Origin of the sequence: Thermosynechococcus sp. B1 (assembly GCF_030322985.1) — a bacterium.
In the GTDB taxonomy this organism is placed as follows: domain Bacteria; phylum Cyanobacteriota; class Cyanobacteriia; order Thermosynechococcales; family Thermosynechococcaceae; genus Thermosynechococcus.
Map to the genome: position 1 here is coordinate 317,937 of NZ_CP096573.1, position 22,433 is coordinate 340,369.

The following is a 22,433-nucleotide window of genomic DNA, read 5'->3' on the forward strand; positions in this document are numbered from 1 at the left end:
AGCTCCCACGAAAGCTCAATGCTGCTGCTGCGGTGTTTGCTCTTGATAGGCTGAATAGACTGCCCGCACATTATACCAGTTCAAAAAGATGCGAGCCACTTCCAAGGCATCTTGAGGGCGACCGATGTTAATCAGCCATTGCAACAGGGGCGCCAGTGTTTTTTCATTGAGAATGCCGCCGAGGGATAGGATGGCCCAAAGGAAATAGTGAAAGGGCGTCATTTGAATCATGAGCTTCACTTCCCAAATGGGATGCTTTTTATAGAACAAGACCCCCATTCGTCCCCTTTCAATCTCTTTCTGAATCAGGGTGGGCACTTGACTGAGGGAAAAGGGGGGATGCCAGTGGTAGCCAACGGCTTCGGGGCACTTCAGTAATCGCAAACCCAATTTCTTGAGGCGCACCCCTAGTTCTAAATCTTCCCAGCCGTAGAGCTGAAACTGGGTATCAAAGAGGCCTGCTTTTTCCAACCAATGGCGGGCGATCGCCACATTCCCCGTTGCAAAATAGGCGGCTGAAAAATCAATGATTTTGTAGGGTTCTGAGGTGGGGTCTTCAAAGTTACAGGTATTAATCACACGGCCATAGGAAAAAGCAGGAACCTGAGTAATATCCTCAATGCCAAGACGTTCTTTTTCTTGGGTTAAGCACTTCCCATGGGCTTCTAAAAACGTTTCCGTCACTACCAAATCACTATCGATAAAAATAATCCAGTCCCCCTGAGCCACCTGAAGCCCCAAGTTACGGGCAGCCGCAGGGCCAAGATGTTCCTGTTGAAGCCAGCGGACACAGGGAAACGCTTCACGATGTGCCTCAAGCCACTCAATGGTGTTGTCTGTTGAGCCATCGTCAACAATAATGACCTCATAGCCCTCAATGCCTAAGTCTGGATTCCACGTTTGATGGGCGATCGCGCGAAGACACTTTTCTAGAATGGGCAAGCGATTATAGGTAGGAATTACGACACTAAAAAACATGATCACTCCAGAAATGTAGTCTTGAGCTACTCAACTAGCTTGTTCTATCTAAAACCCAACTATGGAGACGATGGGAATAAAGGCGCAGGAACGCATGGTGAAGAATTTTTTCTGCTTCTGTTCCTTTATAACATTGCTTTAACTGCCGCAGGAGTTGGAACGTTTTCCAAGGGTCTTTCTCTGCTTCTTGAGCCTCAGTTGGTAAAATCCCTAGCTTTGCCGTCAGCAGTTGTTGCCAGTGGCGCGAACGAATCCGTTGACTATTTTGAGCTTGCTGCCGGCGATAAAGGCTTGAGGTTTGCTTCCGATGCACTCGGTACTGCAGAAGCACCTCTGGCACATTCCCCATCTTAAACCCTGCCGCCCATGCCCGCTGCCATAGATCATAATCTTCCACCAGTGACCACTCAGAGGAGTACCTCAGTTCTTTAAATACTGCGGAGCGACCGATCACAGAGGGATGGGCAAAAGGGACACCAAATAATAATTCAGTTTCACAGCCTTCATGGGAAGAAGGGTAGCGCCAGCAGCCAGTCGCTGCCCCAATGAGCTGAACAGATGAGCCACAAAGATGTAATTTATTTTTTTCTAGAAATTCAAGTTGACTTTCTAACCTGTTAGGTAAAGCCAAATCATCTGCATCCATTCTAGCGATATACTGACCCTTAGCAAGTTCAGTTGCTTGATTTAGTGTATAAATCAAACCTTGATTATCCCGACGAATTAAATGAATACGAGCATCAAGTTTTGCATAATCTGATAAAATTTCAAAGGAGTTATCCGAAGAACCATCATCAATAACAATGAGTTCAAAATCATTAAAGGATTGATTAAGAATAGAATTTATAGCTAATTCAATATATTGGCCAGAATTAAAAACTGGTAAAATAACTGAAATAGTCGGACTGTTGTGTATATTCATCATTAACAATAACTAAATCATCTCAAATTCTAATCCAAGTCTTTGGAATTAAATCCGAATCATCTTTATCAGAGGTAGCGAACCATTTTTGAGGAGCAATTACAATTTTTTCAGGGCTATTATTTAGCCAAGCTCCCCACCAACTAAACGTACTGTTGGCAATAATATGATGACGACATAGACTCATGAGGCGCATATCATTATAGCTCTCTTGAGCAGTATTGTTTTCTACATAAAAAATTGGATAAGAAGTTTTCAAGTTTGATTTTGCCCATTCAGCTTCGTCTGAAAAAACAAAGAATACAGGATCATCTATAAGTGACGTGATATATTCAATGGCTCGATAGTAATAGTCAAGCTGACAGACGCCATGAACTTTATGGGTCATAGGATTTGAAACATAGTCTCCACGACGAATATGGAGACTAATTGAATGACACTGGGTAATTTTATCTGCCCATTGAGCATTTATTTCTGACAAGGGTTGCCTAAACTTGAAATCTTCCCGTAGAACGTCAGCAATTTCGCTAAAGTATTTTTCTGATTGCCAGTAACCCTGAAGGTAGGCAGTGCTGGGGATAGAGTGAATTTGTTCCCAATAGTGATAGTGAGGTTCAAGAATCAGTCGCCCCTTACATAGCGCTGAAAGTTGCAGGTTGGCGATCGCTCTTCTGATTGTTGGCACCCCCCACCACCCCAAAACAGACTTCAAATCCTCAAGAGAAGCAATCGGAGCCTCACAGCAAAATACACGATGTAGTTCAAACCCTTGATGAAGCTGGTAGCTTTCAAAATCCGAAATATCCAAGCGCAAGGGCACTCCCCTAGTCATAGACAAAGCCCTTCCTAAAGCATACTGGAACATCTGATTGCCAAGGCCACCGATAAGATTGACAAAGATCATTATTCCGAGTGTTTATGACTAGCGTTGACTTGATCCAAAATGCCGTGAACGATGGTCTGCACAAAGTGAGCAATAGAAAACCGCTGTGCTTGAGGAGAGTGCAGAAAATTCCAAATCGCTTGCTGGTAGCCTTTATAGATCTCTTCTGGCATCGTCTTGAGAAAATCGTACAAAGAGTCGTAGGAAGAAAACTCTCTACGGTCAATAAAACAAGCCTTAGGAATGTAGTCGGTAATGTCTGGTGCCCCCCAGTAGATCGGCACGTTCCCGGCGCAAAAGGCATCAAAAATTTTCTCTGTGATGTAACCACGAAAAATCGCGTTCTCATAGACAATTGAGAAGCGGGACTGTCGTAACACTTCACTCTTTGTGGGCGCAATGCCCCGCCAAGACGGAAACGGGGGCAATGGTCTGTGAATCCACCTTTTTTCTAAGGCGTGAATGATCTCTCCCACCACGGGCTGTCGGGCTGAATGATTCCAACCGTGACCATAAAGGGCAAAGTCCTGTGGTGCATGACGTTCAAACCAGCGAATAGCTCTGACCCGCTCGCGGTAGAGATCTTGATACGGAGCCCACCAAGCCAAAGCCTTATTACTGTTGATTAAAACAACCAACTGAGGACGTTGCCCATAGCCATCTACACCACCTGTTACCTTGAAGGGGTGAGGCAGTTGAATTTGCTGGGCCTGCTTGATAGCTAGGTCAGGGTTCCAAGTAAACACACTTTGATAGCGACGCAATAAGAACCGCTGCCCATTGGCTGGATAGATCAAGGGATGTTCAGTGAGAATTACAAATTTTGGAGACTTAGAGCGGGGAGCTTGAACATTAAGATGGAGTTCAAAATCGGGGGCATTACAGCATTGATCGAGGCCGACAAGTTCAACGCCTTGAGCACGAAACCCCTCCCGCAGGGCGACCCAAGGCTGTGTTAGCCCGTCTGGAGATCCATTCGGATCAAAAAATACGGTTGTGGGAATATCAGGATAGACAAAAAGACCAGTTAATCCTTGCTTTGTCATTGCATGATTTTCTAGGTTAAAACTCAAATGCTCTTTAGGCGCCAGCTTTCCCAAACAAATTCATAATTCCACATTTCAATATGAGTTCTTGTTAACTTAAAGCGCAAATTCTGACGCTTTTGTTCTGAGTTCTCAACAAAATTATGAAACTGAATCTGAAGATATTTTATCTTTTCTATTAAATCAGAATCGATGAGCTTTTTCACTAAATTATACTCTCCTCCTTCAATGTTAATTTTCATCAAATCTACTTTTTCGATACCAAGCTCCTTGAAAACAGTAGCACAGTTTCGTAGTTGAGCTATTTCCTCTGATGTTTTTGAATTTCTTTTATAAAAACTTGACGAGTCCTCAGCTATGTGAATTTGGGAAATTTCATCGACGTTGGACAGTCCATAATTCAGGACAATAATCTTTGCATTACCAGCAAACCGTTTCTTACAAATATGATAGAAGACTGAAACCGGTTCAAAAACAAATACTCGACAATTGAATTTCTCATGAATGAGAGCAGTAAAGTCTCCTTTATATCCCCCCACATCTAGGACAATGCTCTCTGCATCAAGTGGATAATCAAGCCGCAAGGTGCTATCGCCTTTATCTCGAAACCAGCGACGAACCTCTCTTTGAAATGAGTTTTGAATTAGCAATGAGTCAAGCCAGTCTAAAACTTTGTTCATACCTGAAAAATTTGATAAATGTCAATAAATCAAATGAGGTAAATCCCTAGGTCACTAACAGCCCGCTTACAACGCTTACGAAGCGATAAAAACGGCTACCATTGCCACGAAAGCTCCCACCGTTGTGTTGATGCCGTTAACGATTTCATTACTCAGCCAAGTGTAGCGTTCCTGAAGGGTAGCTCCCACCAGACTCTCCACAAGGTTGGCTAGGAAAGCAGCAAGAATACAAATGGGGATGGCGATCGCCCCCATCAAGTCCACACTCCAGCCTAGCACAGCAATCACGGTGGCACCAATTAGACCGGCCAGTGTTCCCTCTAAACTCACCGCTCCCTCTGTCCCGCGGGGCACCGGTTGTAATGTGGTGATGAGAAAGGTGCGCTGGCCATAGGCTTTGCCCACTTCACTGGCACAGGTATCTGAGAGCTTGGTGCTAAAACTGGCCACAAACCCCACCAAAAATAACTCCCGCCATTGGGGCAGCAGGAGAGCAAGGAGTGCACAGAGGGTGCCTGTAAAGGCTGATCCCCAGACATTCTCTGGCCCGCGCGCCCCGGAGCGTTTTTCAGCAATGCCTGCGGCCTCTTTTTCGGCCATGCCGATGCGGGTGACGGCTGAACCGACAAGGAAATAAACCATGACAATCAGATAGCCCTGCCAGCCTAAGGTGCCCCAAATCAGTACGCCGAGGAGCCACGCATGGAAAAGTCCCGCCGCGGTCAGTAACTTCTGCCGCGCAAGGAGGGCGATCGCTCCAAGGAAGGTGTTGAGCAAAATACCTATCCACCAAGGGTTCAGTAAAAGACTGCCATCCACAAGAACTGCACTCCGACTGTACTGGCAGCACCTTATCATAATCATACTTTTCAAGATAGAGGACAGAGGATGAGCACTTGGCTACTAGAGCCGCTGCAACACACATTTATGGTCAAGGCACTAGGGGTGAGCACCCTTGTGGGCTGCGTTTGTGCGGTATTGTCCTGTTTTTTAACCCTAAAGGGCTGGGCCTTGATGGGGGATGCGGTGTCCCATGCAGTGCTACCCGGTGTGATCTTGGCCTATTGGCTGGGGCTGCCCTTTGCCTTAGGTGCCTTTGTTTTTGGTTTGATGGCCGTGACCCTCATTGGCTTTATTCAACGGCAGACACGGGTGAAGGAGGATACGGTCATTGGCTTGGTGTTTACGGGCTTTTTTGCCTTGGGGTTGGTGCTGCTCTCGAAGACTGCCAGCAGTGTTGACCTGATGCATATCCTCTTTGGAAATGTCTTGGGGATTAGCGATCGCGACCTCTGGCAAACAGTGATTGTGAGCCTCATGACACTGATCACGATCGCCCTATTGCATCGGGATTTGATCCTCTTTTGCTTTGACCCGACCCATGCCCGCACCATTGGCCTAAATACAACGCTGCTGTACTATCTCCTGCTGGCGTTGCTATCCCTCACCACTGTCGCTGCCCTGCAAACCGTGGGCATTATTCTCGTCGTGGCGATGCTAATTACACCGGGGGCAACGGCCTATTTGCTGAGCGATCGCTTTGGCATCATGGTACTCATTGCCTTGGCAGTGGGTGGCCTTGGCAGTTTATTGGGAACCTACATCAGTTACTATCTCGATGCGTCAACGGGGGGTTGTATTGTTGTTCTGCAAACAGTGATTTTTTTGCTGGCGATGATTTTTGCCCCCAAGCACGGTCTGTTGGCCAAAGCCCGCTCTCCCCTGAGTTAGGTTTAAGGATTATTTTGTGGGGTGTTGCCGATGCCTTTGCTAGAGTTCATGATATAGTTGCCCCATATTTATCATGGGTGAAGACAGTTGCGTTATGGAGTCAGATCAACAGTGGCCTACGGAACCTGTTCCCTCTGAAGTCCCCGCCTCCTTTGTTTCGGGAGAGGTAGGCATTGCATCTGGCGACAATGGCCATGGCGCACCAACCGATGTGTTAAGGAGTTATGACAGCTTGGTGGAAACTTCAGCAGCGCGCATCAAAGTGATTGGTGTCGGTGGGGGCGGTGGCAACGCAGTCAACCGCATGATTGCCAGTAATGTGGCGGGTGTTGAATTTTGGTGCGTCAATACTGATGCGCAGGCGATCGCCCAATCCCAGGCTCACCGCTGCCTGCAAATTGGCCAGAAACTCACCCGTGGTCTCGGCGCCGGTGGCAACCCCGCCATTGGTCAAAAAGCGGCTGAAGAATCCCGCGAAGACCTTGCTGCGGCACTCAAGGATGCCGATTTGATTTTCATTACCTGCGGCATGGGTGGCGGTACCGGCACTGGCGCTGCCCCAATTGTGGCTGAAGTAGCCAAGGAACAGGGCGCCCTAACTGTTGCAGTGGTAACCCGCCCCTTTACCTTTGAGGGTCGCCGTCGCGCTAGCCAAGCGGATGAAGGAATCGAAGCCCTACAAAGTCGTGTTGACACTCTCATCGTGATCCCGAATGACAAGATTCTCTCAGTGATTTCGGAGCAAACATCGGTTCAGGATGCGTTTCGAGTGGCCGATGATGTCCTGCGCCAAGGGGTTCAGGGGATTTCCGACATTATTAACCTGCCGGGGCTGATTAACGTTGATTTCGCCGATATTCGTTCGGTGATGGCTGATGCCGGTTCTGCCATGATGGGTATTGGTATTGCCTCTGGCAAGTCACGAGCTACGGAAGCTGCCGTCAGTGCAATTTCTTCGCCCCTACTGGAGGGGTCGATTGAGGGTGCCAAGGGCGTTGTCTTCAATATTACGGGGGGCACAGATCTCACCCTCCATGAGGTCAATGCCGCTGCCGAGGTGATCTACAATGTGGCCGATGCTAACGCCAATATCATTTTCGGTGCGGTGATTGATCCCCAAATGCAAGGGGAAGTTCAAGTCACCGTTATTGCCACTGGCTTTAGTGGTGAACCCATTAGCCGCACTCGTGCCACAACCAAAACGACACCCCTAACGAACCGCCCCCTAACGATGGCATCGCCTCCCCCGGAAGCCCCCGCACCACAACCAGAGGTTGAAGCCAAGCCGAAGTTAGACATTCCTGAGTTTCTCCAGCGACGGCGACCGAATCCTTAGGTATTAAAGGTGCCTATTTCTAACAGGGGATGGCAGGCCGTCTCAAAGACCTAATTCGCGGGCGATCGCTAGTAACCCCTCGCGGTAGGAAGGATAGCGGAGCTGAACGCCTAAAACCCGCTTGATTTTGTCATTGCGGACTCGGCGGGATTCGCGCCAAAAGGACTGGGCCATTGGACTCAGATTGGCTGCCTCTAAAGGGATGGCTGGTGGGGCTGGGCGACCCAAAAGACGATAGGCCTCGAGTAGAACAGGGAGCGACTCTGAGGGTTGATCATCACTGAGGTTATAGATTTCCTGCGGCGTGGGTTGTGCCAGCGATCGCTCAAGGGTTTGGACAATATCCACCACATGAATACGGCAGAAGTAGTGTCCCGGTTTATCAATGAGTTGCACATCCCCCTTGAGAATACGAGCAATGGGATTGCGTCCTTCTCCGGGGCCATAGATGCCGGGGAGTCGAAAGATATGGGTGGGCAGATTGGAGTTGAGAAAGGTTTGCTCAATGCTGACGCGGTGTTGTGAACGCAAATTTTGGGGATTGACGGGTGTGGTTTCATCTACCCAGCCCCCTTGGCGATCGCCATAGACCCCCGTTGTCGAAAGGTAGCCAAACCAGTGCAGATTCAGTTTCTCTAACTGCGGCAACAGTGCCAGCGCAACCGCATCCTCCCCTTGGCGATCAGGAGGAATACTATTGAGGATGTGGGTTACCCCCTCAAGGGCGGCTGGTGCTAAGGGGACTGGCTCCCCCTGCTGCTCCCATGTAAAGGGAAAACAGGGAACAGTGCTGAGTTCTGGCGGCGGCTCTCCCCGACGGTTGGTAATGACCACATCAATGCCTTGGGCTTGGAGCGATCGCGCCAACCACGTTCCCGTATAACCGCAACCGAGAATGAGAACCCGCATTGCGCTCTAGTCTTGGGAAGAGGCTGCTGGTGCTTCTACCAAACGCACCTTCGTAGCCAAACCCAGCAATTGCAAGAAGCGAATGGTGAGCCACGTCAGATCCAGTTCCCACCACTGCAACCCATGGCGTGCCGAGTATTGATAAGCATGGTGATTGTTATGCCAACCCTCGCCAAAGGTTAACAGGGCGACCCACCAGCAATTCGTTGAGTGATCCGTGGTTTCAAACGTGCGATAGCCAAAGGCATGGGTGGCACTATTCACCAGCCAAGTGGTGTGATAGACCGTTACAAGGCGCACAAAAATTCCCCAAACCACAAACGGCCAACCGCCCCAGAGGTAAAGAACAATGGCCAAGACCACCTGAATTGGTAGAAAGGACTTGTCAAGAAACTGATACACCGGATCATCCGCAATATCTTTGGTGAAACGGGGAATCTCTGCCTCCGCTGGCACCTCACGAAACATCCATTCAATATGGCTCCACCAAAAGCCCTTACGGGAATCGTGGTGATCATTGGGTTGATCGGAGTACAGATGGTGATGGCGGTGCAGCCCAACCCACCAAATCGGCCCCCCTTGCATTGAGAGTGTGCCGCAAAAGACCAAGAAATACTCTAACCACTTGGGCACTTGGAAGCTGCGATGGGTAACGAGGCGGTGCCAACCAAGGGTAATACCAATGCCAGCAGTCAACCAGTGAAGTGCAAGCGCCAGCAGGACTGCCTTCCAACTAAACATGCCGGGTAAAAACGCAAGAAGAGCACCGAGGTGCACAAAAATAATAAAGGTCGCCGTAGGCCAGGCAATGGGGGGTTTGGCAACGGTGGCTTGGGTCATGAACACATCCGTAAAACAACTGATTCGGCTGCTGTTCTCTCTAGGCTGAGCTTGAACAACACCCATCAGACTTTAGTATAACGAGCTACGGTTGAGTATCTTTACTTAGGGTGTTTTTCCCAAGACCAATGATTCGGCAATCCCCCCTATAAATTCCCTCTGGTGGGGGAAGTCTCTGGGGAGAGTGTCCCCGAAAATAGCAGGCATCATACCAAATAGCAGGCTGATTATTTCACTTTCTGTGGTTTTGTAACGAAATGTTGCATTTTCTCAGATTAATCCCTAGGATAGAGGGTAAGGTGTGGTAGTTATAGGAATCATGAAAACGCCACGTTGGACACGACTCATTGACTTCCTACAGCGGGAGATGGCACTGCCCACCGCTGCCATTGACTTCGGCCTCAAGCACTGCGATGAGCAGGTGAATCTGTTGCCCGTTGTTCTCTGGCAGTATGGCTTGGTGAGCCTTGAGCAGCTTGACCGCATCTTTGACTGGCTAGAAACCAGTCACTCCTAGTGGCGCTCTCAGAATTCCTTTATTTAGGCTTAATGAATCACGGTTTCCTTAGCAACAAAGTCATAGCTCTGGGAAATCCCTAATTGCTGAGGCAGAGAGATGGGACTTTGCCAGCCCACGGGTTGAATTGACAACAGGGGTGAGGGACTCTTGAACGTTCCCCAGAGATGAACCTTCTGACCGAGTAGCTCGGGCGGAACGGTAATTTTGTAACTGCAACCATGACTACCAGCAGGGGACAAAGTAGCGGTGGCACCCCCCACTGGAAAGCCGCCGGGAGGATGCAGTGTGGCATTAATCACAATCTCATTGCAGGAGATAGAAGGAGATTTATTGATCTTGCCGATAATCGTAGGGCGCACCCGTACATTACTTGGGGGTTGCAATTGCACGGTCTGGGTAGCAGCTAGAGGTACAGCACGGCTCACAGCGGGGCTGAGGGCAACGGCGAGGCAGGCGAGGAGTAAACCTTTTTGATTCAGCATTTGGGTGTCCTTTGTGTGAATGGAGAGAACAGTTTTGTCTAGCCCCTATGGGGTGAATACTCTTACTCTTATCCTAGGTGGGCTGACTAAGAACATCCGTGGCGTTTCTCACCCGCAACCGATGATGCTCATCACCAAGGGCGGTGACCGTCGAACATGTTTAGCCTGCACTCCCCCATCCTCGCGTCACAGGTGGGGGTTAGGGCGCGGTAATGTAGCGAAGCGGAGTTGCCAATAGACTAATGAAGAAGAAAAAACGTTGAAGTTTCGGGCGGGTAGCCTCCTTCAGCGGCGATGATAGGCGTAACACGATTGTTTGAGAACAGCGATGTACACCGAGCAAATTAACCACATCAAATCCTACACGGCAAAGCTAACGGCAGCGATGCCCGATGCCATGAAGGCCTTTTATAGCTTGAGTCGGGCCTCGTCAACCCCCGGTGCTCTTGATACCAAAACCAAAGAGTTGATTGCCCTAGCCATTGGGGTTGCCAAACACTGTGACGGCTGCATTGCCTTCCACACCCGTGCTGCTTTGCATGCAGGCGCAACCCCTGAAGAAATCATGGAAACCCTCATGGTGACTGTAGCCATGGATGGCGGCCCTGCCTTGATGTATGCCACCCATGTGATGGAGGCGCTAGAGGAGTTTACCCAAGCGCAGACCCATTAGGAAATTCCCCTCAGACTGCTGTCGTTTCAAGGGGCAATGGCTCCTCGGGTTCACTGACTTCAAGGAAAATTTCTTTGGCCGGTTCGTCGTAGCTAAAGAGTTCGGCGTAGCGTCCCCAGTCAATGGCGGTATTGAGCTGGCGATCGGCCTCCTGCGGCGTAAAGTGCCGCTCTAAAATATCCAGCACCAAACTTTCGGGAATGCGGTGGTTTTGCTTGGCCATTAGGAAAGTGTGGATTTGCTGCACAAGGCGAATATGCTTGAGGAGTTGTTGGCGAATAATCAGCTTGCGCTGGTCAATGTCCCCCTGAATAAAGGCATTGCCAATCGGGGTCACGCTGATGTCTCCCTCCTTGAGTTCCACCAGTTCCATCATCTGGGCGGCTTCGACAATGGGCAGAATATCATCTAGCTCCAGTTGCAGCTCTTGAGCAATGCGGTAGAGGTCTTCTTTGCGGTGTTCTAAGAGTTCCAATAGACCGGCGATCGAGCCAATGCGCACATGGGGTAGCAGCGGATAACGCGGTTCTTGACTCGTGGGCAGGGTAGCTGGCTTGGGTTCCAGTTGCTCCAATTCATCCACATGGGGATTGGTGAGAATTTTATAGATGCGATCCACGGTAGCTTGAAACTCGGGGTTCTTGCGATCGCGATAGTGGGGCAATGTCACTGGAAAGTCAGCGCGGACGCGACCGGGGTTGCTCCCCAAAACAATAATGCGATCGGCGAGAATGACCGCTTCTTCAATGTGGTGGGTGACAATCAAAATACTCTGGGTAGGAATTTTATGCTCTAGCCACAGATCGAGAAGTTCAAAACGCAGGTTCTCTGCTGTCAGTACGTCCAAGGCGGAAAATGGCTCATCCATACACAGGAGTTCGGGTTCTACCGCCAAGGCACGGGCAAATCCCACCCGCTGCCGCATCCCCCCCGACAGTTCCTTGGGGTAGGCGTTTTCAAAACCATCCAAGCCAATAATGTCAATCATCCGCAGTGCCTTGCGGCGGCGCGATCGCGGGCCTTCTCCTAGAGCCTTTAGCCCCAATTCCACATTTTCTAAAACCGTTAGCCACGGATAGAGCGCCGAACTTTGAAAGACAATCGCCGCCCCCGGATTTAGGCCCTGCATTGGCTGCTCGCGGTACAAGACCTGCCCAGAGGTAGGCGCAACCAAACCCGTAATAATGCGCATCAGGGTTGACTTACCGGATCCCGATGGCCCTAGGAGCGCAACAATTTCCCCCGTGCGCAATTCAAGGTTAATATTTTCCATAATGCTAATGACCTGACCGTTGGGCTGACGGTAGGCCTTACCCACATCCAGTAAGCGGACGAGCGATTCCCCTTTGGTTTTGGCGTGCATGGTCCTGCATCCTGTGGCATTTCCACCGTTAACCTACCATGAGGATTCAGGTCTTGGAAAACCTAGGGGACAAAAATTGCTACTAGGGTTGGCAATCGCCACTCATTTGCGGAATTTTGGATAGCCCCCCTTGGGGTTTTATTGTAAACTGATCAGCGGTTTCTTCACAAAAGGTAACAATTCCGCTATGGGACTCTTTGATGGCCTTTTCCGTCGGGGCAAGCAAGCTGACGCCCAACCCAGCAAAGACTTTTTTCTCGATCCCGATGCAGCCAAGACCTACGGCAACATTGAGTACATGCGTACCGCCAAGGTCGTGAAAAAAACGTTCCCTGCGACCGGCGGTGCCAAAGAAGAGGTAGAAGTGGTGGAGTTGGTCTCCTCCATCGAAAAGGTAAATCCAGAGGCAGAAAACAAAGGTAAACCCGAACCCAGTGTCAGTGATGTAGTGACGCCCCCAGTAGAAGAACAGGAACGGCGTCGCCGTGATCCCAGCCTAGATCGCTTTCGCTCCATGGCCAAAGATCTACGCCGTGGCTAAAGCCTAAAAACCTGTGGGGGTTGGCACTTGCGCATCCCAAGGCTGCCCCCTAGGATCAATACAGCCCTTTTTGCAAAGTCTCCCTCTCGCCAAGGAACGCTATCGGATGAACACCCTTTGGAGCAGTGCCGCGATCGCCTATCTGCACTACCTCAGCTTTATGGTGGCTTTTGCTGCCCTTGTGGTGGAGCACCTCACCCTGCGCAAGGATATAGACCTTAAACAGGCTTGGCGATTAGTGATTACGGATGCCCTCTATGGCATTGCTGCGGTGACTGTTCTTGTCACGGGCATTTTGCGGGTTCTCTATTTTGGCAAAGGCACTGAATATTATTTGGCCAACCCCATCTTTCACCTCAAGGTAGGCTTATTTATTTTGGTGGGGCTATTGTCGCTGTATCCAACAATCTCTTTTCTACTGTGGATTAAACCGCTGCGGGAAGAGAAGGCTCCCACCCTCGAGTTACCAACGGTGCAGCGTTTGACTTGGGTGATTCGGGCTGAACTGGCCTTTCTCAGTGCCATTCCCTTTTTGGCAGCGATGATGGCGCGGGGGATTGGTTTGGATTGGATTCAACGGGGATAAGCAGGGGTCATCTTCAGTAGGGGAGCGATCGCCCCTATGATAGATCTTGCTGCCACGGATAAAACGGATGAGTCATCCCACGATTGAATCCATTCTTCAGGAAAACCGCCTTTTTTATCCCCCCGCTGATTTTGTGGCCAAGGCGCGGATCAATTCCCTTGAGGCCTACAATGCCCTCTACGAAAAGGCCAAAGCCGATCCCGCTGCCTTTTGGGGCGAATTGGCACAACAGGAATTAGAGTGGTTTCAACCTTGGGATCAGGTGCTGGATTGGCAGCCCCCCAATGCCAAGTGGTTTGTCAATGGCAAAATCAACATCACCTACAACTGCTTGGATCGCCACCTCAAGACTTGGCGCAAGAATAAAGCAGCCTTGATCTGGGAAGGAGAACCCGGTGATAGCCGCACCCTCACCTATGCCCAACTGCACCGCGAAGTCTGCCAATTTGCCAATGTCCTCAAGCAACTGGGGGTGAAAAAGGGCGATCGCGTGGGTATCTATATGCCGATGATTCCAGAGGCAGCCATTGCCATGTTGGCCTGTGCACGGATTGGCGCCCCCCACTCAGTGGTCTTTGGGGGGTTTAGTGCCGAAGCCTTGCGCGATCGCCTCATTGATGCCCAAGCCAAGCTGGTGGTTACGGCGGATGGTGGCTGGCGCAAAGATGCCATTGTGCCCCTCAAGGATCAAGTGGATAAAGCCCTAGCCAATCAGGCGGTTCCCAGCGTTGAACATGTCTTGGTGGTGCAGCGCACGCAGCAGCCAGTGACCATGGTGCCCGGTCGCGATCACTGGTGGCATGATCTGCAAAAGGGAGTCAGCGCTGACTGTCCTGCCGAACCCATGGACAGCGAAGATTTACTCTTTATTCTCTACACCTCTGGCTCCACCGGCAAACCCAAAGGCGTTGTCCACACCACAGCGGGTTACAACCTCTACACCCACATCACCACTCAATGGGTCTTTGACCTCCAAGAGAGCGATGTCTATTGGTGTACCGCTGATGTTGGCTGGATTACGGGTCACAGCTACATTGTCTATGGGCCGCTGTCCAATGGGGCAACCACCCTCATGTATGAAGGGGCACCCCGCGCCTCCAATCCCGGTTGCTTCTGGGATGTGATTGAGAAGTATGGGGTGACTATTTTCTACACAGCTCCCACGGCTATTCGTGCCTTCATTAAAATGGGCGAACACTTGCCCCGCGCACGGAACCTCTCTTCTTTGCGCCTCTTGGGAACCGTGGGTGAACCTATTAACCCCGAAGCATGGATGTGGTACTACCGGGTCATTGGCGGTGAGCGCTGTCCCATTGTGGATACGTGGTGGCAAACAGAAACAGGGGGGCACATGATCACCTCACTGCCGGGGGCGATTCCGATGAAACCCGGCTCTGCCACCAAGCCTTTTCCGGGGATCCTGGCTGATGTCGTGGATCTCGAGGGTAACCCTGTCGGCGTCAACGAGGGCGGCTATCTGGTGATTCGTCACCCTTGGCCGGGGATGATGCGCACAGTGTATGGGGATCCCGATCGCTTCCGCCGCACCTATTGGGAACACATTCCGCCTCGCGATGGCCAGTACGTTTACTTTACCGGTGATGGTGCCCGCAAGGATGAAGATGGCTACTTTTGGGTGATGGGACGGGTTGACGATGTGATCAATGTCTCCGGTCACCGCTTGGGCACCATGGAAATTGAATCGGCATTGGTGTCCCATCCTGCTGTTGCTGAAGCAGCCGTTGTCGGTAAACCCGACGAGGTCAAAGGGGAAGAAATCGTTGCCTTTGTGATTCTTGAAGGGTCGGCTACCCCCAGCGATGCTCTCCAACAGGAATTAAAGCAGCACGTTGTCAATGAAATTGGTGCCTTGGCACGGCCGGCGGAGATTCGCTTTACCGATGCCCTGCCCAAAACGCGATCGGGCAAAATCATGCGGCGGCTCCTGCGTTCTCTTGCGGCTGGCCAAGAGGTGGCTGGGGATACTTCAACATTGGAAGATCGCTCAGTGCTGGATAAGTTGCGCCAAGGGGTTTGAGGGTCTTCCCTATCAATGAGTCTATAATTGATAGGTTATGGCAACTGGCATCCGCACACAAACGCTAGTTCTTTTAGCAACGGCAGCCATTTTGGGTGGTGGCCTCTATCTTTTTGAACAACAACTGCCTACTCCCAATAGCACTGATACAGCGGCAAAAAAACCTCTGTTTGGCTTTCAAGAAGGGGATGTGGTGGCACTGAAAATTATTACCCCTGATTACCGCCTCAACCTGAGAAAGTTGGTTACAGGTCACTGGGTGATTGATCGGGAAAAGCAAACCCCCGCAGAGGAAGGGACGGTTGTGTTCCTATTAAACCTGTTAACCACTGGTCAGCGCGATCGCTCTCTCGATGTACCTACTGAACGTGCCGGGGATTATGGCCTTGCTCCCCCTATGGCCACTGTGGATATCACCCTTAAAGATGGCCAGCAGCACCGTTTACACTTGGGGGACACCACCTTTGACGGCCTCAAGCTCTACGCGGAAATTGACCCGCCAGCGGAACCGCGCGAAAAAATGACGGTGACCCTCGTGCCCCTTGATCTTAAAAATGCCCTCCAGCGCCCCCTACAGGAATGGGAGCGTCAGCAAGCAGCAAACTAGAACGCTGTGACTTCTGGCACGACTCCCCAAAAGCTCGTCAGAATATAAAAGCGTAGTGAACTATCGAGTGGACATCAGCCATGGGATTCTTCGGATTCAAAAAGTTGACAATGCCTAGCCCCAGTGCCGCTCTACCCGGCCGAGCAGAACCCATGCCCGTGCCAGAGGCTCATCTTGTGAATGGTCATCCCCTCACCCCTCCCTATCCCGAAGGCATGGAGTTAGCCATGTTTGGTATGGGCTGTTTTTGGGGAGCTGAGCGCAAGTTTTGGCAGGTGCCGGGGGTCTATGTCACCGCTGTGGGCTATGCTGGCGGCTATACCCCCAATCCCACCTATGAGGAGGTGTGCACGGGCATGACAGGTCACAACGAGGTGGTGCGCGTGGTCTTTGACCCCCAGAAGGTGACCTATGAAGAATTGCTGAAGGTCTTTTGGGAAAACCATGACCCCACCCAAGGCATGCGCCAAGGCAATGATGTGGGGACGCAGTATCGCTCCGGTATTTACTACTATTCCCCTGAGCAAAAAGCCCTTGCCGAGGCCAGTCGCGATCGCTACCAAGCAGCCCTAAAAGCCGCCGGTTATGGCACGATCACCACTGAAATTCTACCAGCGCCTGAATTTTACTTTGCCGAACCCTACCACCAGCAATATCTCCATCGCAATGTCAATGGCTACTGCGGCCTTGGAGGCACAAAGGTTCCCTACGAACTGATGAGCGCCACCCCTAGCGCCTAGTGGAGATTGAGGTGATAGGGCATACGGGGACGGTAAGCATCGCTAAAGTTGGTCTGACTGACAGTGGCATTGTTTAACCGTGCCCACTGCATATTGGCTTGCTCAAAAGTGGCACCGTTGAGATTGGCGCGGCGAAAATCCCCATAGCGGACATCGGCTCCCGTTAAGTTGCTGTTGTTGAAATTGGCACGGCGGGCACGACTATGGCGCAAAATCGCACGGCCCAGGTTAGCACCACTGAGATTGGCCTGTTCTAGGTTAGTTCGTTCTAAATAAGCGGCGGTGAGGTTGGCATTACTCAGATTTGCCCCGACCAAATTGGCCACCATGAGGTTAGTATCTTGGAGGTTGGCGCCCTGAAGATTGGCGCCGCGCAAATTTGCCCCTGCTAAGTTATAGCCCCGTAAATCGACATTCCGCAGATCACAGCCGGGACAAGCATTGGTTTGCACCAGTTGCTGCATGGGGGAGGGCATGGCAAAAGCAGCACCGCTGGTAAGCGCCGCACTAATCATTGCTGTTGCGATGAATGCTTGCTGGTTCACATCCACATCCTCCTGCCACGCTAGAGAGACTTTAGCACAAGTCCTAGGAATTTAGCCGTTGGCGGCGGGAGCGCTGATGTCGTTGTTGCCAATCCTTAGCACTGCGAACGGCCAACCACAACAGGAGTAAGGCAATCAACCCGCCCTGCTTGGGTGCCCTGAGGGCAAATAAAATTAACACCATACACAGGATATCCTGCCCGACAATCACCCAGCGGGGTAACTTCCCCAGCCGATAAAACCAACCTACCTGCACCAATTGCAACACAAAGGCAAAAAGACCACTCAGGGTACCAATGAGCCACTGCGGTGTCTCTGTTGCTGTTGCCACGGTCATGCCAAGGAGGGCACCCACAAGGGGGCTAAAGCACAGTTGCACAAGGATAATCAGGCGGTAGCCCCAGACATTGCCCGTCAAGAAAATCTCCAGAAACGACCAAGCGGCTAAAACACCAACCACGCCATAGGGGGAAAAATGGCGCAGTAAAGGCACCTGTGACCACAGTTGTTCCCCCTGCAATAGACCAATTAACAGGAGGGGAAGTGCCAGTCGTAGCCCGCCGGCCGCTGCTGCTGAAAGAATCGCTAGAACTTCTAGCATGATGGCTCTATGGGTTTCAAGATATTGGGGAGGGTTTCCCACAGGCGATCGCACACCGTTTCTGGGGTATCCTCAGCCGTAATCGCCAGTTCTAAATCCGCCTGCGCATAGAGGTATTGACGCGCTTGCAGCAGTTCACTCAAGCGTTCCTCAAGGGGCTGATCCTGCAACAGGGGACGTTCCTGATCTTGGCGCAGGCGCTGACAGAGCACCGCAAGGGGGACATGAAGCCAGACGACAATGCCATGGCGCAAATAACTCCAGTTCATCGGGTTGAGGACAATGCCGCCACCGGTGGCCACGACCAAATGATGGTAACTAGAGACTTGTGCTAAGACCTGTTGTTCCAACTCCCGAAAAGCAGCCTCCCCCTCTTGGGCAAAGATCTCGCGAATCGGTCGTTGGCGAAACTCCGTAATCACTGCATCTGTATCCACAAACCCGTAGCCCAAACGTTGGGCCAGTATCCGACCCGTAGTGGTTTTACCGGCACCCATCATGCCCACAAGATAGATATTGACTCCCCCAAGGCGTTCTTGCAGTTCCATAGATAACCATTTCTCGACACCGCCAAATCAGCACTTTAACCTAAATATGGAGGTCTTCTCACCATTTCGATGTCCCAGCCCAATCCCTACGTGACACTACAGGTGGCAGTAACGGCGACCCAAGCCGAGATTAAGGCCGCTTATCGCCGCTTAGTCAAGCAGTATCACCCCGACTACCATCCTAGCGATCGCTCCAGCCATGAGCGGATGGCCGCCATTAACGCCGCCTATGAAATCTTGGGGGATGAGCAGTGTCGGCAGGCCTATGATGCCCAGCACCGTGTCCAGCAAACAACCGCTAAGCCTGATGTGCAGCGTTCCCAAGCGGCCGATCGCGAGCTAGAGCAATGGCTGGTACTCACCTACAACCCCGTGAGTCGGATTATTGAAGCGGTCTTGCGATCGCTCCCCCGCCAGATTGATGCCCTTGCAGCTGATCCCTTTGATGATGACCTCATGGATCATTTCCTTACCTACTTGCAGGACTGTCGTCGCGCCCTCACCCGCGCCCGCTATACGTTCCAAGCCCAACCCAACCCCGCTGCTGTGGCCAAGGTGGCAGCCCACCTCTATTACTGTTTGAATCAACTGGTGGATGGTCTCGATGAGCTAGAGCAATTTAGCCACAGTTACGACGATCGCTATTTGCACACTGGGCAGGAACTCTTTCGCATTGCCCAGCGCCTCTTCGCAGAGTGTCAGCTTGTCCGCTAAACTAGAGAGAATCAGCATCCCAGCATGGCAGCAAGATTCAATCCCAGTTATGAAACATACCCTATCGGTTTTGGTGGAAGATGAGGCGGGTGTGCTCACTCGCATTGCCGGTTTATTTGCGCGGCGTGGCTTTAACATTGAGAGCTTAGCGGTAGGCCCTGCGGAGCAAATTGGCATCTCCCGCATTACGATGGTCGTGCCCGGCGACGATGCCATCATTGAGCAATTGACCAAGCAACTCTACAAGCTGATCAATGTCCTCAAGGTGCAGGATATTACCACGATTCCCTGTGTGGAACGGGAACTGATGCTCTTGAAGGTGAATGCCACCGCCAGCACCCGCTCTGAAATTCTTGAGCTGGTACAAATCTTCCGTGCCAAGGTGGTGGATGTGTCCGATGATTCCCTGACTATTGAGGTGTCGGGTGACCCCGGCAAGATGGTGGCCATTGTCCAAATGCTCAATAAATTTGGGATTCGCGAAATTGCCCGCACCGGGAAGATTGCCCTTGTGCGCGAGTCCGGGGTGAATACGGAATACCTGAAGTCCTTGGAGGCACGGGTCTAATTGGCGGGGAAGTATCGCTGGTTATTACTTGCACTAGGGGCGATCGCCCTCAGTAGCTGTACCGCAACGGAGTCTCCCTCAGTAAGCAACAATTCATTACCCCTTGGGGTTGCCCTCGCTCAAACCGGTAATGCTGCTCTCTACGGCCAAGAGGCTCTACAGGGGGTGCAAGTCGCCGGGGAGTTTTTCAACCAAGCCGGCCAGATCAAGGGGCAGACCCTACGGCTGGTGATTCAGGATACCGGCAGTGATGAAGCGGGGGCAGTGAATGTTTTTCAAACCTTAATCAATCGCGATCGCGTGATTGGCATTGTTGGCCCCACCCTCTCGCAGCAGGCTTTTAGTGCCGATCCTATTGCCGAGCAGGCTGGTGTCCCCGTGGTGGCTCCTTCCAACACCGCCCGTGGCATTCCCGAAATCGGTGCCTTCATTAGTCGCGTCTCCGCAGGGGTGGATGTGGTGGCGCCCACGGCAATTCAAGCAGCCCTTGAGATTAATCCCAACATTCGCCGAGTGGCGGTCTTTTTTGCCCAAGACGATGCCTTTAGTCGCTCAGAAACTGAGATTTTTCAAAAGGCCATTCGCGAGAACCCCAAGCTTGAATTGGTGACTGTCCAGCAGACCCAAACCACGGATACCAACTTCCAAGCCCAAATCAATGCCACCCTCAATCTCAAACCTGATTTAATTGTTATCTCCGGCTTAGCAGCCGACGGCGGCAATTTGATTCGCCAACTACGGGAATTGGGCTACCAAGGCCTAATTTTGGGCGGGAATGGCGTCAACACAGTCAACCTCTTCCCCGTTTGTCGTCGCCTCTGCAATGGCGTTCTGGTGGCGCAGGCCTATAATCCCGAAAACCCCGATCCCATGAATGTCAAGTTTCGCGACGCCTTTGCAGCCAAATATCGTCAAGCCCCCTCTCAATTCAGTGCTCAAGCCTTTACGGCAGTTCAAGTCTTTGCGGACTCCTTGGCACGACTGTCTCAAGAAAAGAACCTGTCGGAATTGCCCCTTGCTGATTTGCGTCAGGCCTTGAATCAAGAGATTCTCAAGGGAGTCTATGAAACCCCCCTTGGGGAAATTCGCTTTACCCCTGAAGGCGAAGTGCTGCAACGCTTCTTTTACGTTGGCCAGATTGAGATGAGTGAGGATGGCCAGAGTGGGAAGTTTAGTTTGGTGAAAAAAGTTGAACGCCAACCCTAACGGGCAACTAACTCAGCAGCTTCACGAGGTTTCTTACTGCGCCAAAGGAGACGAATGGGGGTGCCTCGAAATCCCAGTTGTTGGCGAATTTGCCCTTCAATGTAGCGGCGATAGTTGTCCTTGAAGAGTTTGGCATCGTTGACAAAAATCGCAAATGTTGGCGGCTGGGTGGCCACTTGGGTGGCGTAGTAGATTTTCCCCTGGCGACCTTGACGAGTGGCGGGGGGCGTGTGCCAGCGCAGAGCTTCTTGGATGACTTCATTGACCACTGCCGTACTGACGCGGCGACGATGTTGTTCAACCGCCGCATCCACAGCGGCAAAAATTTTCTCGAGGCGTTGACCTGTCTTTGCGCTCACAAAGAGAGCCTCTGCCCACTCCAGAAAATGCAGCCGCTGATACAGGCGATCGCGATAGGTGTGAATTGTATAGGTATCCTTTTCGGGAACAGCATCCCATTTGTTCATAATCAGCACACAGGCTCGTCCCTGATCGGCAATGTGACCGGCAAGGCGTTGATCCTGCTCGGTAATTTCTTCCAAGGCATCTAAAACCAGAAGCACCACATCAGAGCGATGAATGGCCTTAAAAGCTCGGTGGACGCTAAACATCTCAGGCCCGTAGGCCACATGACTCCGCTTACGAATGCCGGCGGTATCAATGAAGCGGTACTGGGTGCCATTGTGTTCAATCACGGTATCAATGGCGTCACGGGTGGTACCTGAAATCGGACTGACAATAGCGCGATCGCTCCCAATCAAGGCATTGAGCAAACTGGATTTGCCCACATTGGGACGCCCAGCAATGGCCACCTGAATTTCCGGCGCCTCGGGGAGCGTTGCCGCTGCGGGTAAGTGGGTCATCAACTGATCCAGCAATTCCCCCGTACCGCTGCCATGAATACTGGAAATGGGGTAGGGTTCCCCTAGACCCAGCGCCCAAAATTCTGCCGCCTGCGCCTGACCCATTTGAGGAGATTCGCATTTGTTGACCGCCAGTAAAACAGGAACAGGATGCTGTCGCAACCAAGCCGCAATCTCATAGTCTAGGGCAGTGGGTCCTGCTTGGCCATCTACCACTAAAATTGCAGCTGTTGCCTCCTGCAGAGCCAGTTCCGCCTGTTGGCGAATCAGGGGGAGAAACTCACTGTCATCGTCAAAGACGAGTCCGCCGGTATCCACCACCAAGAACTCCCGATCGCGCCAAAAGGCTGGGCGGTAGGTGCGATCGCGGGTTACACCGGGCTGATCGTGGACAATGGCATCCCGTTCCCCGGCCAAGCGATTGACAAAGGTGGACTTGCCCACATTGGGGCGTCCTACAACGGCAACAACGGGCAAAGCCATAGGCGTGTTGTTTGCAGAATCAGGCTTTAG

26 protein-coding genes are annotated in these 22,433 nt (G+C 51.5%); 12 read left to right on the forward strand and 14 right to left on the reverse strand.

Going from position 1 to position 22,433, the window contains the following annotated elements; all coding sequences use genetic code 11:
- Nucleotides 1-15 precede the first annotated feature (15 nt).
- The 6 genes from M0644_RS01540 to M0644_RS01565 form a co-directional block, all read right to left on the reverse strand.
- A complete protein-coding gene (locus tag M0644_RS01540; RefSeq protein ID WP_286626297.1) occupies nucleotides 16-978 on the reverse strand; it encodes a glycosyltransferase family 2 protein in 963 nt (320 codons plus the stop codon).
- A gap of 34 nt (nucleotides 979-1,012) precedes the next feature.
- Nucleotides 1,013-1,903, reverse strand: coding sequence for a glycosyltransferase (locus M0644_RS01545; protein ID WP_286626298.1), 891 nt, complete (start codon nucleotides 1,901-1,903; stop codon nucleotides 1,013-1,015).
- 19 nt (nucleotides 1,904-1,922) lie between these two features.
- Nucleotides 1,923-2,804: an alpha-1,2-fucosyltransferase gene (locus M0644_RS01550; RefSeq protein ID WP_286626299.1), complete on the reverse strand. Its 882-nt coding sequence runs from the start codon at nucleotides 2,802-2,804 to the stop codon at nucleotides 1,923-1,925.
- On the reverse strand, nucleotides 2,804-3,883 hold the full coding sequence (locus M0644_RS01555; protein ID WP_286626301.1) for a glycosyltransferase family 10 domain-containing protein: 1,080 nt from the start codon (nucleotides 3,881-3,883) through the stop codon (nucleotides 2,804-2,806). Before M0644_RS01555 ends, M0644_RS01550 begins: the two co-directional genes overlap by 1 nt.
- The gene (locus M0644_RS01560) at nucleotides 3,853-4,509 is read right to left on the reverse strand and encodes an FkbM family methyltransferase (RefSeq protein ID WP_286626302.1); all 657 of its coding nucleotides are present in this window, start codon (nucleotides 4,507-4,509) and stop codon (nucleotides 3,853-3,855) included. The genes M0644_RS01555 and M0644_RS01560 overlap by 31 nt, the downstream gene beginning before the upstream one ends.
- 75 nt (nucleotides 4,510-4,584) lie before the next feature.
- Entirely contained in the window at nucleotides 4,585-5,328 is a 744-nt protein-coding gene (locus M0644_RS01565) for a TIGR00297 family protein (protein WP_226971982.1), read from the reverse strand.
- Nucleotides 5,329-5,397: 69 nt separating this feature from the next.
- Here M0644_RS01565 and M0644_RS01570 point away from each other — a divergent pair, with 69 nt between their 5' ends.
- Together M0644_RS01570 and ftsZ are read left to right on the forward strand one after the other, a co-directional pair.
- Entirely contained in the window at nucleotides 5,398-6,240 is an 843-nt protein-coding gene (locus tag M0644_RS01570) for a metal ABC transporter permease (protein ID WP_286626304.1), read from the forward strand.
- A 73-nt stretch (nucleotides 6,241-6,313) separates the two neighbouring features.
- Complete coding sequence (gene ftsZ / locus M0644_RS01575) at nucleotides 6,314-7,576, forward strand: cell division protein FtsZ (RefSeq protein ID WP_149817547.1); 1,263 nt, start codon at nucleotides 6,314-6,316, stop codon at nucleotides 7,574-7,576.
- Nucleotides 7,577-7,618: 42 nt separating this feature from the next.
- Here the strand turns inward: ftsZ and M0644_RS01580 are convergent, their stop codons facing one another.
- A complete protein-coding gene (locus tag M0644_RS01580) occupies nucleotides 7,619-8,485 on the reverse strand; it encodes an SDR family oxidoreductase (protein WP_149817549.1) in 867 nt (288 codons plus the stop codon).
- Nucleotides 8,486-8,491: 6 nt separating this feature from the next.
- Nucleotides 8,492-9,325: a fatty acid desaturase gene (locus tag M0644_RS01585; protein WP_190278153.1), complete on the reverse strand. Its 834-nt coding sequence runs from the start codon at nucleotides 9,323-9,325 to the stop codon at nucleotides 8,492-8,494.
- Nucleotides 9,326-9,644: 319 nt separating this feature from the next.
- Here M0644_RS01585 and M0644_RS01590 point away from each other — a divergent pair, with 319 nt between their 5' ends.
- On the forward strand, nucleotides 9,645-9,842 hold the full coding sequence (locus M0644_RS01590) for a DUF2949 domain-containing protein (protein WP_190278154.1): 198 nt from the start codon (nucleotides 9,645-9,647) through the stop codon (nucleotides 9,840-9,842).
- A 29-nt stretch (nucleotides 9,843-9,871) separates the two neighbouring features.
- Here M0644_RS01590 and M0644_RS01595 read toward each other — a convergent pair whose 3' ends face one another.
- Complete coding sequence (locus tag M0644_RS01595; RefSeq protein ID WP_149817555.1) at nucleotides 9,872-10,327, reverse strand: hypothetical protein; 456 nt, start codon at nucleotides 10,325-10,327, stop codon at nucleotides 9,872-9,874.
- A gap of 328 nt (nucleotides 10,328-10,655) precedes the next feature.
- Here M0644_RS01595 and M0644_RS01600 point away from each other — a divergent pair, with 328 nt between their 5' ends.
- Nucleotides 10,656-11,000, forward strand: a complete 345-nt coding sequence (locus tag M0644_RS01600) for a carboxymuconolactone decarboxylase family protein (protein ID WP_149817557.1) — start codon at nucleotides 10,656-10,658, stop codon at nucleotides 10,998-11,000.
- A 10-nt stretch (nucleotides 11,001-11,010) separates the two neighbouring features.
- On the opposite strand, the gene M0644_RS01605 is transcribed toward M0644_RS01600, so the two are convergent.
- Nucleotides 11,011-12,363, reverse strand: a complete 1,353-nt coding sequence (locus M0644_RS01605; protein WP_149817559.1) for an AAA-associated domain-containing protein — start codon at nucleotides 12,361-12,363, stop codon at nucleotides 11,011-11,013.
- Between the two features lie 187 nt (nucleotides 12,364-12,550).
- Between M0644_RS01605 and M0644_RS01610 the strand changes: the two genes are divergently transcribed.
- The 5 genes from M0644_RS01610 to msrA all read left to right on the forward strand — a co-directional run bounded on the left by M0644_RS01610 (nucleotide 12,551) and on the right by msrA (nucleotide 16,875).
- Nucleotides 12,551-12,904, forward strand: coding sequence for a hypothetical protein (locus tag M0644_RS01610; RefSeq protein ID WP_149817561.1), 354 nt, complete (start codon nucleotides 12,551-12,553; stop codon nucleotides 12,902-12,904).
- 106 nt (nucleotides 12,905-13,010) lie between these two features.
- Complete coding sequence (locus M0644_RS01615) at nucleotides 13,011-13,490, forward strand: DUF2214 family protein (protein ID WP_310438400.1); 480 nt, start codon at nucleotides 13,011-13,013, stop codon at nucleotides 13,488-13,490.
- Between the two features lie 67 nt (nucleotides 13,491-13,557).
- Nucleotides 13,558-15,528 (forward strand): acetate--CoA ligase, encoded by a 1,971-nt coding sequence (gene acs, locus M0644_RS01620; protein ID WP_286626306.1) that lies wholly within the window; start codon nucleotides 13,558-13,560, stop codon nucleotides 15,526-15,528.
- 37 nt (nucleotides 15,529-15,565) lie between these two features.
- Nucleotides 15,566-16,135, forward strand: a complete 570-nt coding sequence (locus M0644_RS01625; protein WP_286626307.1) for a DUF4340 domain-containing protein — start codon at nucleotides 15,566-15,568, stop codon at nucleotides 16,133-16,135.
- An 80-nt stretch (nucleotides 16,136-16,215) separates the two neighbouring features.
- Nucleotides 16,216-16,875 carry a peptide-methionine (S)-S-oxide reductase MsrA gene (msrA, locus tag M0644_RS01630; RefSeq protein WP_149817567.1) on the forward strand — a complete coding sequence of 220 codons (660 nt, stop codon included), beginning with the start codon at nucleotides 16,216-16,218 and terminating at the stop codon, nucleotides 16,873-16,875.
- On the opposite strand, the gene M0644_RS01635 is transcribed toward msrA, so the two are convergent.
- Genes M0644_RS01635 through M0644_RS01645 form a run of 3 tightly spaced genes read right to left on the reverse strand, consistent with a single transcriptional unit; the run spans nucleotide 16,872 to nucleotide 18,569 of the window.
- Nucleotides 16,872-17,420 carry a pentapeptide repeat-containing protein gene (locus M0644_RS01635; RefSeq protein ID WP_286626309.1) on the reverse strand — a complete coding sequence of 183 codons (549 nt, stop codon included), beginning with the start codon at nucleotides 17,418-17,420 and terminating at the stop codon, nucleotides 16,872-16,874. The genes msrA and M0644_RS01635 overlap by 4 nt on opposite strands.
- 43 nt (nucleotides 17,421-17,463) lie before the next feature.
- Entirely contained in the window at nucleotides 17,464-18,021 is a 558-nt protein-coding gene (locus tag M0644_RS01640) for a DUF4126 domain-containing protein (protein ID WP_286626310.1), read from the reverse strand.
- Nucleotides 18,015-18,569, reverse strand: coding sequence for a shikimate kinase (locus M0644_RS01645; protein WP_286626312.1), 555 nt, complete (start codon nucleotides 18,567-18,569; stop codon nucleotides 18,015-18,017). The genes M0644_RS01640 and M0644_RS01645 overlap by 7 nt, the downstream gene beginning before the upstream one ends.
- A 69-nt stretch (nucleotides 18,570-18,638) precedes the next feature.
- Between M0644_RS01645 and M0644_RS01650 the strand changes: the two genes are divergently transcribed.
- The 3 genes from M0644_RS01650 to M0644_RS01660 are packed head-to-tail and all read left to right on the forward strand — an operon-like array spanning nucleotide 18,639 to nucleotide 21,057.
- Nucleotides 18,639-19,283 carry a J domain-containing protein gene (locus tag M0644_RS01650; protein WP_286626313.1) on the forward strand — a complete coding sequence of 215 codons (645 nt, stop codon included), beginning with the start codon at nucleotides 18,639-18,641 and terminating at the stop codon, nucleotides 19,281-19,283.
- A gap of 49 nt (nucleotides 19,284-19,332) precedes the next feature.
- Nucleotides 19,333-19,851 carry an acetolactate synthase small subunit gene (gene ilvN / locus M0644_RS01655; protein WP_149817577.1) on the forward strand — a complete coding sequence of 173 codons (519 nt, stop codon included), beginning with the start codon at nucleotides 19,333-19,335 and terminating at the stop codon, nucleotides 19,849-19,851.
- Nucleotides 19,852-21,057, forward strand: coding sequence for an ABC transporter substrate-binding protein (locus M0644_RS01660; RefSeq protein ID WP_149817580.1), 1,206 nt, complete (start codon nucleotides 19,852-19,854; stop codon nucleotides 21,055-21,057).
- On the opposite strand, the gene der is transcribed toward M0644_RS01660, so the two are convergent.
- Nucleotides 21,054-22,403, reverse strand: a complete 1,350-nt coding sequence (der, locus tag M0644_RS01665; RefSeq protein ID WP_286626315.1) for a ribosome biogenesis GTPase Der — start codon at nucleotides 22,401-22,403, stop codon at nucleotides 21,054-21,056. The genes M0644_RS01660 and der overlap by 4 nt on opposite strands.
- Between the last annotated feature and the right edge of the window lie 30 nt (nucleotides 22,404-22,433).

Excerpts from the sequence above, each read along its gene's own strand:
- M0644_RS01540 (WP_286626297.1), bottom strand. The coding sequence starts at position 978 with ATGTTTTTTAGTGTCGTAATTCCTACCTATAATCGCTTGCCCATTCTA.
- M0644_RS01545 (WP_286626298.1), bottom strand. The coding sequence starts at position 1,903 with ATGATGAATATACACAACAGTCCGACTATTTCAGTTATTTTACCAGTT.
- M0644_RS01550 (WP_286626299.1), bottom strand. The coding sequence starts at position 2,804 with ATGATCTTTGTCAATCTTATCGGTGGCCTTGGCAATCAGATGTTCCAG.
- M0644_RS01560 (WP_286626302.1), bottom strand. The coding sequence starts at position 4,509 with ATGAACAAAGTTTTAGACTGGCTTGACTCATTGCTAATTCAAAACTCA.
- M0644_RS01570 (WP_286626304.1), top strand. The coding sequence starts at position 5,398 with ATGAGCACTTGGCTACTAGAGCCGCTGCAACACACATTTATGGTCAAG.
- ftsZ (WP_149817547.1), top strand. The coding sequence starts at position 6,314 with ATGGGTGAAGACAGTTGCGTTATGGAGTCAGATCAACAGTGGCCTACG.
- M0644_RS01580 (WP_149817549.1), bottom strand. The coding sequence starts at position 8,485 with ATGCGGGTTCTCATTCTCGGTTGCGGTTATACGGGAACGTGGTTGGCG.
- M0644_RS01585 (WP_190278153.1), bottom strand. The coding sequence starts at position 9,325 with ATGACCCAAGCCACCGTTGCCAAACCCCCCATTGCCTGGCCTACGGCG.
- M0644_RS01590 (WP_190278154.1), top strand. The coding sequence starts at position 9,645 with ATGAAAACGCCACGTTGGACACGACTCATTGACTTCCTACAGCGGGAG.
- M0644_RS01595 (WP_149817555.1), bottom strand. The coding sequence starts at position 10,327 with ATGCTGAATCAAAAAGGTTTACTCCTCGCCTGCCTCGCCGTTGCCCTC.
- M0644_RS01600 (WP_149817557.1), top strand. The coding sequence starts at position 10,656 with ATGTACACCGAGCAAATTAACCACATCAAATCCTACACGGCAAAGCTA.
- M0644_RS01605 (WP_149817559.1), bottom strand. The coding sequence starts at position 12,363 with ATGCACGCCAAAACCAAAGGGGAATCGCTCGTCCGCTTACTGGATGTG.
- M0644_RS01610 (WP_149817561.1), top strand. The coding sequence starts at position 12,551 with ATGGGACTCTTTGATGGCCTTTTCCGTCGGGGCAAGCAAGCTGACGCC.
- M0644_RS01615 (WP_310438400.1), top strand. The coding sequence starts at position 13,011 with ATGAACACCCTTTGGAGCAGTGCCGCGATCGCCTATCTGCACTACCTC.
- acs (WP_286626306.1), top strand. The coding sequence starts at position 13,558 with ATGAGTCATCCCACGATTGAATCCATTCTTCAGGAAAACCGCCTTTTT.
- M0644_RS01625 (WP_286626307.1), top strand. The coding sequence starts at position 15,566 with ATGGCAACTGGCATCCGCACACAAACGCTAGTTCTTTTAGCAACGGCA.
- msrA (WP_149817567.1), top strand. The coding sequence starts at position 16,216 with ATGGGATTCTTCGGATTCAAAAAGTTGACAATGCCTAGCCCCAGTGCC.
- M0644_RS01640 (WP_286626310.1), bottom strand. The coding sequence starts at position 18,021 with ATGCTAGAAGTTCTAGCGATTCTTTCAGCAGCAGCGGCCGGCGGGCTA.
- M0644_RS01645 (WP_286626312.1), bottom strand. The coding sequence starts at position 18,569 with ATGGAACTGCAAGAACGCCTTGGGGGAGTCAATATCTATCTTGTGGGC.
- M0644_RS01650 (WP_286626313.1), top strand. The coding sequence starts at position 18,639 with ATGTCCCAGCCCAATCCCTACGTGACACTACAGGTGGCAGTAACGGCG.
- ilvN (WP_149817577.1), top strand. The coding sequence starts at position 19,333 with ATGAAACATACCCTATCGGTTTTGGTGGAAGATGAGGCGGGTGTGCTC.
- der (WP_286626315.1), bottom strand. The coding sequence starts at position 22,403 with ATGGCTTTGCCCGTTGTTGCCGTTGTAGGACGCCCCAATGTGGGCAAG.